Source organism: Providencia sp. PROV197 (assembly GCF_028479625.1).
Classification (GTDB): domain Bacteria; phylum Pseudomonadota; class Gammaproteobacteria; order Enterobacterales; family Enterobacteriaceae; genus Providencia; species Providencia vermicola.
Genome location: NZ_JAMPNZ010000021.1, coordinates 197,695 through 208,223, shown reverse-complemented (window position 1 = coordinate 208,223; position 10,529 = coordinate 197,695). Strand labels below are relative to the sequence as shown.

Annotated in this window: 10 protein-coding genes; 7 read left to right on the top strand and 3 right to left on the bottom strand. The window is 43.0% G+C overall.

Annotation, left to right across the window (positions count from 1 at the left end; all coding sequences use genetic code 11):
* Positions 1-46: 46 nt before the first annotated feature.
* Positions 47-346, bottom strand: a complete 300-nt coding sequence (locus tag PR808_RS13155) for a putative quinol monooxygenase (protein WP_206086371.1) — start codon at positions 344-346, stop codon at positions 47-49.
* 198 nt (positions 347-544) lie between these two features.
* The gene (gene rne, locus PR808_RS13150; RefSeq protein ID WP_272539443.1) at positions 545-3,778 is read right to left on the bottom strand and encodes a ribonuclease E; all 3,234 of its coding nucleotides are present in this window, start codon (positions 3,776-3,778) and stop codon (positions 545-547) included.
* 541 nt (positions 3,779-4,319) lie between these two features.
* Here rne and rluC point away from each other — a divergent pair.
* The gene (gene rluC / locus PR808_RS13145) at positions 4,320-5,279 is read left to right on the top strand and encodes a 23S rRNA pseudouridine(955/2504/2580) synthase RluC (RefSeq protein ID WP_225818847.1); all 960 of its coding nucleotides are present in this window, start codon (positions 4,320-4,322) and stop codon (positions 5,277-5,279) included.
* Positions 5,280-5,327: 48 nt separating this feature from the next.
* On the opposite strand, the gene PR808_RS13140 is transcribed toward rluC, so the two are convergent.
* Positions 5,328-5,912 carry a Maf family protein gene (locus PR808_RS13140; protein ID WP_272539442.1) on the bottom strand — a complete coding sequence of 195 codons (585 nt, stop codon included), beginning with the start codon at positions 5,910-5,912 and terminating at the stop codon, positions 5,328-5,330.
* A gap of 143 nt (positions 5,913-6,055) precedes the next feature.
* On the opposite strand from PR808_RS13140, the gene yceD reads away from it, so the two are divergent.
* The 6 genes from yceD to fabG are packed head-to-tail and all read left to right on the top strand — an operon-like array spanning position 6,056 to position 10,468.
* Entirely contained in the window at positions 6,056-6,580 is a 525-nt protein-coding gene (gene yceD / locus PR808_RS13135) for a 23S rRNA accumulation protein YceD (protein WP_004911841.1), read from the top strand.
* Between the two features lie 12 nt (positions 6,581-6,592).
* On the top strand, positions 6,593-6,763 hold the full coding sequence (gene rpmF, locus PR808_RS13130) for a 50S ribosomal protein L32 (protein WP_047755811.1): 171 nt from the start codon (positions 6,593-6,595) through the stop codon (positions 6,761-6,763).
* An 11-nt stretch (positions 6,764-6,774) separates the two neighbouring features.
* Complete coding sequence (gene plsX / locus PR808_RS13125; RefSeq protein ID WP_206086375.1) at positions 6,775-7,815, top strand: phosphate acyltransferase PlsX; 1,041 nt, start codon at positions 6,775-6,777, stop codon at positions 7,813-7,815.
* 9 nt (positions 7,816-7,824) lie between these two features.
* On the top strand, positions 7,825-8,775 hold the full coding sequence (locus tag PR808_RS13120) for a beta-ketoacyl-ACP synthase III (protein ID WP_206086624.1): 951 nt from the start codon (positions 7,825-7,827) through the stop codon (positions 8,773-8,775).
* 18 nt (positions 8,776-8,793) lie between these two features.
* On the top strand, positions 8,794-9,726 hold the full coding sequence (fabD, locus tag PR808_RS13115) for an ACP S-malonyltransferase (protein ID WP_206086376.1): 933 nt from the start codon (positions 8,794-8,796) through the stop codon (positions 9,724-9,726).
* 7 nt (positions 9,727-9,733) lie between these two features.
* Complete coding sequence (gene fabG, locus PR808_RS13110) at positions 9,734-10,468, top strand: 3-oxoacyl-ACP reductase FabG (RefSeq protein WP_206086377.1); 735 nt, start codon at positions 9,734-9,736, stop codon at positions 10,466-10,468.
* Positions 10,469-10,529: the final 61 nt, after the last annotated feature.

The following is a 10,529-nucleotide window of genomic DNA, read 5'->3' as shown; positions in this document are numbered from 1 at the left end:
CTCAAAGCTCAAAGCTCAAAGCTCAAAGCTCAAGAGGCATCAGTAGCTATTTATCAGGGACAAATGCACTATTCATCAGTTTAATGATTGGGTCGGATTTTTTATAACTATTGATAAGAGGAACGAGGCGTTTGAAGTGTTCGCTGGCACAGTGAATATCAAGCGCGTGTTGATCGGGCCATTCTTCAATAAAAACAAAATGCCCAGGATTTTTTTGGTCAACATATAAATCATAGCTGATACAAAGGGGTTCTTGTTTTGTCGCTTCTACAAGCTCCTGATATAACGGCATAACTGTTTCAATCGCTTCAGCTTTAATAAAATCTTCTGCAATCACTTTTAACATAATGGACTCCTTCCTTTTTGAATTAAATACTGTATGAAATTACAGTTATATAACCATAGGGAGTGCACTGACGCAATAGCAGAATACCGATAATCAATGAAACTTTTTAATTGGTAAAGTAATAATTTGAATGTAGATAAGCAACAAAAAAGCCTTGTTGGTTTCCCAGCAAGGCTTTTTAATCAGCATTACTTTAGATTAGAAACTCGCTGGTTTCGCCATTTCTGAAGTTGCTACATTTGACGCCACATGACCACCAGCACCACCTTTACCTTCAAAAGTAGAGGTTTCGCGCTGGTACTCAGTAATCTCAAATGGCGCCGCTGCATCTACAGGGGCAGGGGCTTTGGTCATTGGTGAGTACGAATGACGTTTATGCAAGCTAGTTGCATCAGTATTAGCAATTACTGGTGCCTCGACCTTAGTTGGTTCAACCTCTACAGAGGCAATTGGCTGCTCAACGACTGGCTCAGTAACGGTTTCAGTTTCAGCAATCTCTTCGGCTGCAGCGATTGTTGGTTGAGTATTTTCTTCAACCATAACCTCAGCAGCCGTTTCAATTGCGGTATCAGCGGCAACAATCACGTCTTCTACGTCAGTTTTTACCTTGTCGATAGGCGTTTCTGTTGCAGTAATAACATTATGTGTTTCAACAGGTTGTGGTTCAACAGTTTCGCTGACATACACGACCTCAACAGGTTCAGCTTCTTCATCAGCAGCCACTACATCAACAACAGGTGTTGCTACAACGGCTAGGGCTTCAGATTGGCTTTCCGTCTTAGCTATTTCTACCGTGTTTGTATTGACAGACTCAGTGCTATTTTGTTGTTCAAGCATTTCCTCATTAGTCATAATTGCCATGCTCTCTTGTTGAGGCTGAACAATTGGGTAATGAATGAAAACTTTACCAGAAGCTAGCTCAGGTGATGCTACTGCTGCGGCTAATGGCATTGGTGAACTATTGAGATGACGCTCATCACGGTAACGACGGCGACGTTGCCCACTTACACGTAAGTGACGAGGAGAGCGGCGCGAACGGCGAGGAATGATGGTGTCTTGTTTCTCTTCGCCATCAGTTTGATGAGTTAAATCTTGTAGATCGTCAGCTTGTACTTGGCCTTCAGCTTGGTTAACTACCGCAACTGGTGCTGGTAATGCAGCAACTGGTGCGGATACAGCGACAACGGGCTCTGCAACATCAGTTTTGACCATTTGTTCGTTATCAGTCACACGAATTTTTTGTGTTAACTGGCGACGCTGGCGGCGAGGAGCAGCAGGACGCTGTTCTTCTTCTCTTGCATTTGTTGTTTCAACGTTATCTTGTTGTGCATCTTGCTGAGTTTTTGCAGTTTGTTGCTGACGTTTTTCATCTTGACGACGACGGCGATCAGCACGCTGTTCACGACGTTGCTGCTGGTTGTCACGGTTTGCATTTTCAGCCGTTTGCTCATCTTGCGGTGCCGTATTTTTATTATTACGGCCCTTGTTACGATTATTCGTTTCTTCCGATGAAGCATTGCGATCATTGCGGTTATTACGATTGTCGCGACTATCACGACTTTCGTTATCATCACGATCACGACGATTATTGTTACGGCGATCATTATTACGACGACGATCGTTATTACGGCGACGGTCATTATTATTGCGAGCTTTAGGGGCAGGTGCTTCGACCACTTTCTCTTCTTCACCACCAAAGAGGCCTTTAAAGAATGCAGCAATTTTACTGAATAAGCCTGGCTGAGCAGGTTCATTTGACGTTGTTTTTACTGGCGCTTTAACGGGCGCGACTTCTTTAGGTTTAGCGGAAGAAAGCTCAACTGGCTCTTGTAATGCAAAAGCGGAAATCGCAGGTTGCTCAGGTACTTTACGCTCAGACGTTGTTTCATCGGTATGAGTTAAGGTTTCAGTTTCGTGATATTGAGCTAGGTTATAGCTCAGAGTATTCACTTCTTCACCTTTACGGATACGGATTACATGGAAATGAGGTGTCTGCATCTGGTCATTTGGTACGATAACAACGCGAACGTGAGTTTGGCGTTGTTCAATTTCGCTGACGGCTTTACGTTTTTCGTTTAGCAAGTAAGACGCGATTTGCACAGGAACAATCGCGTGAACTTCATGCGTATTTTCCTTCAGTGCTTCTTCTTCGATTAAACGAAGAACCGATAATGACAGTGATTCGTTATCACGAATTGTCCCAGTTCCCATACAACGAGGGCACACATGGTGGCTTGACTCGCCTAATGATGGGCTTAAACGTTGGCGGGACATTTCGAGTAAACCGAAACGAGAGATACGGGCAATTTGAATACGTGCACGGTCTTGGCGAACGGCTTCACGTAAGCGGTTTTCCACTTCACGTTGGTGCCTAACTGGCGTCATATCAATAAAGTCAATGACAATTAGGCCACCAAGGTCACGTAGACGTAATTGACGGGCAATTTCATCCGCTGCTTCAAGGTTAGTATTGAACGCAGTTTCTTCGATGTCACCACCACGAGTAGAACGTGATGAGTTGATATCAATCGCAGTCAATGCTTCTGTTGTATCAATGACTAACGCACCACCTGAAGGTAAACGTACTTCACGTTGGAACGCAGATTCAATTTGAGATTCGATTTGGTAATGGCTGAATAATGGAACATCACCACTGTAGTGTTTGATTTTACTAGCAAAATCGCCACGACCAATCGCTTCGATATGGTTACGAGCCATTTCGACGACTTTCGGATTATCAATTAGAATCTCGCCAATGTCTGGACGTAGATAATCGCGGAACGCACGCACAATAACATTACTTTCCTGATGGATTAGGAAAGGTGCAGGGCGGTTCTCAGCGGCTTTTTGGATGGCTTCCCAGTGGCGTAAGCGGTACAGTAAATCTTGTTGTAGGGATTCTGCAGACTTACCAACACCAGCCGTGCGGACAATCAGACCCATACCATCTGGAATTTCTAAAGAAGACAGTGCTTCTTTGAGTTCCGTACGGTCTTCACCTTCAATACGACGAGAAATACCGCCTGCGCGTGGGTTATTTGGCATTAACACTAAATAGCTACCTGCCAGACTAATAAAAGTAGTTAACGCTGCACCTTTATTACCACGTTCTTCTTTATCAACTTGAACAATAACTTCTTGGCCTTCTTTTAACACATCTTTAATGTTAGGACGGCCTTGAGAGTGATAGTTGCTTGGGAAGTATTCACGAGCGATTTCTTTGATAGGAAGGAAACCGTGTCTTTCTGCACCATAATCAACAAAAGCAGCTTCAAGACTAGGTTCGATACGGGTGATTTTACCTTTGTAAATGTTCGCCTTTTTTTGCTCATGACCTGGGCTTTCAATATCCAAATCATAGAGACGTTGCCCGTCAACAAGGGCAACACGCAACTCTTCCTGTTGAGTTGCGTTTATTAGCATTCTTTTCATGTTATTACTTACTCATTATTTTCTTTTAAATAAAGAGCAGCGAAAGAAAGAGCTACTGTAAACCGATGGCCTCGTGATTTTTACAAAACCGTCTGCCTCGCGGCAGTCGTTCGTATAGAGACGCGCAGTATTCGGTGAACCTGATTTTTAGATTAAAAATTCAGCGTTCTTAATTAGGGTGCCGTTGATTATCATTAAAACGGAAGTACCTAACCCAATAAGCCAAAATTCGTTGCTCGCTAATTTATTTGATATTGCTAAATGTCTTACGCCATTGCTGCATTGTTACGCTATCAAATAAGAAATCCTATAAACGCCAATTTTCGTTTTTTAAACATCTTGGCAACTGCATATTATTCCATTGCCATGTGCATTATAGCAAGTCGATAAGGAAGTTATATGGAAATTTTATTTAGAAATAGGAAAAATCATGCAGAAAATAACCAAAATAAAAAAAAACATAAAAAAATTCGTGGAGTCGGTATGATAGAGAGAGTTAATAAGCGCATATTTTAATCAATTAGAGTTAACGCATTTTCGAATGAATACACAAAATCAAGTTCAATTTATAGACATCAGCGATGACGAGGCTGGGCAACGCATCGATAACTTTTTGCTCGCTAAACTTAAAGGCGTACCAAAAAGCATGATTTATCGCATTATCCGTAAAGGGGAAGTGCGTGTAAATAAAGGGCGGATTAAGCCTGAGTATAAACTTGTCGAAGGGGATCAAGTTCGTGTTCCGCCAGTCAGAGTCGCTGAGCGTGAGGTGCCCGCAGTTTCCGCTAAATTAGATAAAGTGGCGGCATTAGCTAACTGCATTTTATTTGAAGATGATTCCATACTTGTACTGAACAAACCTTCTGGTACAGCAGTACATGGCGGAAGTGGTTTGAGCTTTGGTGTTATTGAGGGGCTGCGGGCCTTGCGGCCTGAAGCTCGTTTTCTTGAACTGGTTCATCGCCTCGATAGGGACACGTCAGGAATTTTATTAGTTGCGAAAAAACGTTCTGCCTTAAGAGCATTGCATGAACAGTTGCGCTTGAAAACTATGCAAAAAGATTACCTGGCCTTAGTGCGTGGTCATTGGCAATCTCATGTTAAAGTGGTTCAAGCACCGTTGTTGAAAAATATTTTGCAAAGTGGTGAGCGAGTCGTCAAAGTGAGTAGCGAAGGAAAACCATCGGAAACGCGCTTTAAAGTCGAAGAACGTTTTGATAATGCAACGTTAGTGAAAGCGAGTCCTGTGACGGGACGAACACATCAAATTCGTGTGCACACTTTATATGCAGGTCACCCAATTGCGTTTGATAACCGTTATGGTGACGAATTATTCGATAGCCAATTAGCAGATACAGGCCTCAATCGGTTGTTCCTGCACGCAAGCGCATTAAAATTCACTCATCCCAAAACTGGGGAAGAGATGCGGCTGCAAGCGCCAATGGGTGCAGAGCTAAACCATTGTTTAAAAGTATTACGTAACCGTAAAACCACATCGTAAGCATCACTCGTTGGCGGGTAGAAGGTCATTACCCGCCAATTATTTTTATTAACCCAATAGTGGGTTAACATCATGCTGGCGTAGCATATCTAGCAGCAAAATAATCGGTAAGCCAATTAAAGTGTTAGGGTCACGTCCCTCTAACCTATCAAATAAAGTTATACCTAGCCCTTCAGATTTAAAACTTCCTGCACATTGGAACGGTTCTTCTTTATACAAGTAGTTGGTGATCTCTTGGTCAGTTAAGTTTCGAAAATAGACATCGAACAATTCACATTGCAGATTAAATTTTCCTGTCGCGGAATCTAATAGGCACAACCCAGTATAAAATGTGATTTTATGACCAGAGGCTGCTTTCAATTGTTTGAATGCATTTTCAAAGGTATGGGGCTTGCCGACAATTTTTCCATCAATAACACACACTTGATCAGAACCAATAATTAAATGTTGAGCGTATTGTTCTGTCAGTGCAGCGGCTTTGGCATGAGATAACCGCAGGACTAAAGCTTGAGCCGATTCATTTAAAACAGGTGATTCATCAATGTTCGGCGGTGAGGCTAAAAACGGCAAACCTAATTTTTTTAATAAGGATTGCCGATAGGGTGAAGTTGACGCCAAAATAATCGATTTCATGATTTTTCTCAAAACTCGTAGCCAAAAGGGTTAACTCATTTTAAACTATAAACCGCAAAACCTGCGATTTTTTGGTGAAAAGGCGAGTTTACCCCGCCTTTTTCTTTGACTATAGCTCATTACAAAGTTAATATGCGCGCCTTATGCAAAAGGTAAAATTACCCCTGACTATCGATGCGCAGCGTGCAGCTCAGAAAAACCTCGACTATGTCGGGAGTTATACACCTGAGCAAGTTGCACGTCTTGCAGAATCAGTAGTCAGTGTAGACAGTGATGTAGAAACCGAATTATCATTTAATATTGATAAACAGCGTCTCACGGTTATCGAAGGGAAATCCGATGTGGATCTCACCCTCCAATGCCAACGCTGCGGAAAAAATTTCAAGCATCATGCCTACGTATCGTATTGTTTTAGTCCTGTCGTCAATGACGAAAAGGCCGAAGCATTACCGGAGCTCTACGAGCCAATTCAAATTGATGAATTTGGTGAAATAGATTTGCTGGGAATGATAGAAGATGAAATAATTCTTTCCTTACCAGTTGTTCCGGTTCATGATTCTGAACACTGTGAAGTGTCCGAAGCGGACATGGTGTATGGTGAACTGCCTCCTGAGGCAGAAAAGCCAAACCCATTTGCCGTATTAGCCAGTTTAAAGAAAAGTACTTAAGGAGTAAGGTCAATGGCCGTACAACAGAATAAACCAACTCGTTCAAAACGCGGTATGCGTCGTTCACATGATGCACTGACTGCTACCCTAGTTTCTGTAGATAAAACTTCAGGTGAAACTCACCTGCGTCACCATGTGACTGCAGACGGTTTCTACCGTGGCCGTAAGGTTATCAGCAAGTAATTGTTGGTACCTTGGCTAATCTAACCATTGCGTTAGATGCTATGGGCGGGGATGTTGGTCCCCGCGTCACAGTGCCTGCTGCATTGCAGGCTCTGGCATCTAATTTAGCACTCAAATTACTGCTTGTCGGTCAACCCGAAGCCATTCAACCCTTGCTTGCACATCTAAGTGCCGAGCAAATTTCGCGTGTCGAAATTATCCCTGCGGATGGAATTATTGCTAACGATGCCAAACCATCAAACGCAATAAGACAAAGCAAAGGAACATCGATGCGAGTGGCCTTAGAGTTGGTGAAAACAGGGCAGGCACAAGCGTGCGTGAGTGCTGGCAATACAGGCGCATTGATGGGGTTAGCGAAATTGATGTTAAAGTCGATAGATGGCATTGAGCGTCCAGCGCTAATGACAATCTTACCTAACCAGCAGAAAAAACAAACGGTAGTGTTGGATTTAGGGGCAAACGTCAATTGCAGTAGTGAAATGTTAGTGCAATTTGCCGTAATGGGTTCAGTGATGGCTGAAGAAGTGGTCAATATCACAAAACCGAAAGTTGCTTTGCTCAATATCGGTGAAGAAGAGAGCAAAGGACTGGATAATATCCGCGAAGCCGCCGCAATATTAAAAGAAACGGCGTCCATTAACTATATTGGTTACGTTGAAGGTAATGAGTTACTGACAGGTAAAACCGATGTATTAGTGTGTGACGGCTTCGCGGGTAACGTCTCATTAAAAACAATGGAAGGAGTCGTTCGCGTTATTCTCTCCTTGTTAAAATCGGCGGACGACGAAAAGAAAAAACGCAGTTGGATAATGCAACTGGCGAAAAAATGGCTAAAAAAACGTTTAATGAAGCGTTTTGGGGATATGAACCCCGACCAGTATAACGGTGCGACTCTGTTAGGATTAAAAGGTATTGTGATCAAGAGTCATGGTGCGGCTAACGAAAGTGCATTTAAAGCTGCGATTGACCGCGCAGTGCAAGCTGTTGAAAAACAAGTACCAGAAAGAATAACAGCGCGATTAAATATTGTTTTACCCAGGAGCGATCAATAACCTATGGCTATGTACAGTAAAATCTTAGGAACAGGCAGCTACTTGCCAGCGCAAGTTCGTACCAATGCTGATCTGGAAAAAATGGTTGATACTTCTGATGAATGGATTGTGACCCGCACTGGGATACATGAAAGAAGAATTGCTAACGAAGACGAAAATGTCTCTGTAATGAGTTTTCATGCTGCACAAAAAGCGCTTGAAATGGCACAGGTTGAGGCCAGCGAGATAGGTTTAATCATTGTTGCCACCACTTCTGCAACGCATGCATTCCCAAGTGCAGCGTGCCAAGTGCAGCAAATGCTAGGAATCAATGATTGCGCGGCATTTGACGTTGCGGCGGCCTGTGCAGGCTTTACTTATGCGATCAGTATTGCTGACCAGTTTGTTAAAACAGGGATGACGAAAAAGGCCCTTGTTATTGGCGCTGATGCATTATCAAAAACATTAGACCCAGAAGATCGTGGTACCATCATCTTATTTGGTGACGCCGCAGGTGCTGTTGTGGTTGGTGAGTCTAATGAACCTGGCATTATTTCTACCCATTTACACGCTGATGGGCGCTATGGGGATTTACTCGCGTTGCCTAATCGTAGCCGTTGCTCTGACGACTCTGCGTATTTAACGATGACGGGTAATGAAGTATTCAAAGTTGCAGTCCGCGAATTAGCGCATATTGTTGATGAAACACTGGAAAAAAGTGGGATTGCAAAAGAAGAACTTGATTGGTTAGTGCCACATCAAGCAAATTTAAGAATTATTTCTGCGACGGCAAAAAAACTTGATATGACTATGGACAAAGTGGTTATCACCTTAGACCGTCATGGCAATACTTCTGCGGCATCTGTCCCAACTGCACTTGATGAAGCAGTGCGTGATGGACGTATCCAACGTGGCCAACTTGTGCTGTTAGAAGCCTTTGGCGGTGGTTTCACGTGGGGCTCTGCCTTAGTTCGTTTTTAATTTATTGAGAAAACAGACATGACACAATTTGCGATGGTATTTCCCGGACAGGGTTCTCAGTCTTTAGGAATGTTAGCGGCATTAGCTGAAGAAAATAAGCTGGTTGAGCAAACATTTGCTGAAGCATCAGAAGCATTGGGTTACGATCTTTGGGCATTAGTCCAAAATGGGCCAGAAGAAGAATTAAATAAAACATGGCAAACACAGCCCGCATTATTAGCCGCGTCTGTGGCAATTTTCCGTGTTTGGCAAGCTAAAAACGGTGCAATGCCTTCAATGATGGCAGGGCATAGCCTGGGTGAGTACTCCGCATTAGTTTGTGCAGGTGTCATTGACTTCAAAGAAGCGATTAAACTTGTTGAATTGCGTGGTAAATTGATGCAAGAAGCGGTTCCTGAAGGTACAGGCGCAATGTATGCGATTATCGGCTTAGATAATGAATCTATTGAAAAAGCCTGCCAAGAAGCGGCACAAGGTCAAGTCGTTTCACCCGTGAATTTTAACTCCCCAGGCCAAGTGGTCATTGCAGGGGAAAAAGCAGCGGTTGAACGAGCAGGTGCTGCGTGTAAAGAAGCGGGTGCAAAACGTGCACTGCCATTATCAGTTAGTGTGCCTTCACATTGTGCATTAATGAAGCCTGCTGCTGATAAATTAGCCGAAGCGTTAGAAAAAATCGAATTTTGTGAGCCAGTCTATCCAGTTATCAACAATGTTGATGTTAAAATTGAGCAATCGGCGCAAAATATTCGTGATGCGTTAGTTCGTCAACTGTATAATCCAGTACGCTGGACAGAAACAGTAGAATTGATGGCAGATCAAGGTGTTGAACACCTTATCGAAATGGGGCCAGGTAAAGTGTTGACTGGTCTTACCAAGCGAATTGTCTCTAATTTAACTGCCGTAGCAGCCAATGATCCTGTATCATTAAGCACTGCTTTAGAAAATAGCTGAGGACGACATGAGCTTTGAAGGAAAAATTGCACTAGTAACAGGTGCTAGCCGTGGGATTGGTAAAGCCATTGCTTTAACATTAATCGCGCGCGGTGCAACCGTTATTGGCACAGCAACCAGCGAAAAAGGCGCAGAAGCCATTACTGCTTATCTTGATGGTAAAGGGAAAGGTTTAGCGTTAAACGTGACTGATGCAGCATCAATCGAAGAAACTTTGACTAAGATCCGTGAGGAATTTGGTGAAATTGATATTTTGGTTAATAATGCAGGTATCACTCGCGATAACTTATTGATGCGTATGAAAGAAGAAGAGTGGCAAGATATTATTGACACGAATCTTTCATCCGTTTACCGTTTGTCTAAAGCCGTTTTGCGTGCCATGATGAAAAAACGTTGTGGGCGTATTATTTCTATCGCATCAGTTGTGGGTGTGATGGGGAATGCGGGACAAACAAACTATGCAGCAGCGAAAGCTGGGCTAATTGGTTTTAGTAAATCATTAGCTCGGGAAGTCGCTTCTCGTGGTATCACTGTTAATGTTGTTGCTCCAGGTTTTATCGAAACGGATATGACTAAAGCATTGACAGATGAGCAGCGTGCAGGCATTTTATCTCAGGTTCCTGCAGATAGACTGGGTGATGCACAAGAAATTGCCAGTGCTGTAGCGTTTTTAGCTTCTGACGAAGCTGCTTACATCACAGGTGAAACATTGCATGTCAATGGTGGCATGTACATGATCTAAAGAAATGATGGGACTACTTGCATTATTAGTGTTATCTAACGCTAAATAATGCAAAATAATG

Bases quoted from the DNA above. Each gene is read 5' to 3' on its own strand.
- rne (WP_272539443.1), bottom strand. From the start codon at position 3,778: ATGAAAAGAATGCTAATAAACGCAACTCAACAGGAAGAGTTGCGTGTT.
- yceD (WP_004911841.1), top strand. From the start codon at position 6,056: ATGCAAAAGGTAAAATTACCCCTGACTATCGATGCGCAGCGTGCAGCT.
- PR808_RS13140 (WP_272539442.1), bottom strand. From the start codon at position 5,912: ATGAAATCGATTATTTTGGCGTCAACTTCACCCTATCGGCAATCCTTA.
- fabD (WP_206086376.1), top strand. From the start codon at position 8,794: ATGACACAATTTGCGATGGTATTTCCCGGACAGGGTTCTCAGTCTTTA.
- PR808_RS13120 (WP_206086624.1), top strand. From the start codon at position 7,825: ATGTACAGTAAAATCTTAGGAACAGGCAGCTACTTGCCAGCGCAAGTT.
- rluC (WP_225818847.1), top strand. From the start codon at position 4,320: ATGAATACACAAAATCAAGTTCAATTTATAGACATCAGCGATGACGAG.
- fabG (WP_206086377.1), top strand. From the start codon at position 9,734: ATGAGCTTTGAAGGAAAAATTGCACTAGTAACAGGTGCTAGCCGTGGG.
- rpmF (WP_047755811.1), top strand. From the start codon at position 6,593: ATGGCCGTACAACAGAATAAACCAACTCGTTCAAAACGCGGTATGCGT.
- PR808_RS13155 (WP_206086371.1), bottom strand. From the start codon at position 346: ATGTTAAAAGTGATTGCAGAAGATTTTATTAAAGCTGAAGCGATTGAA.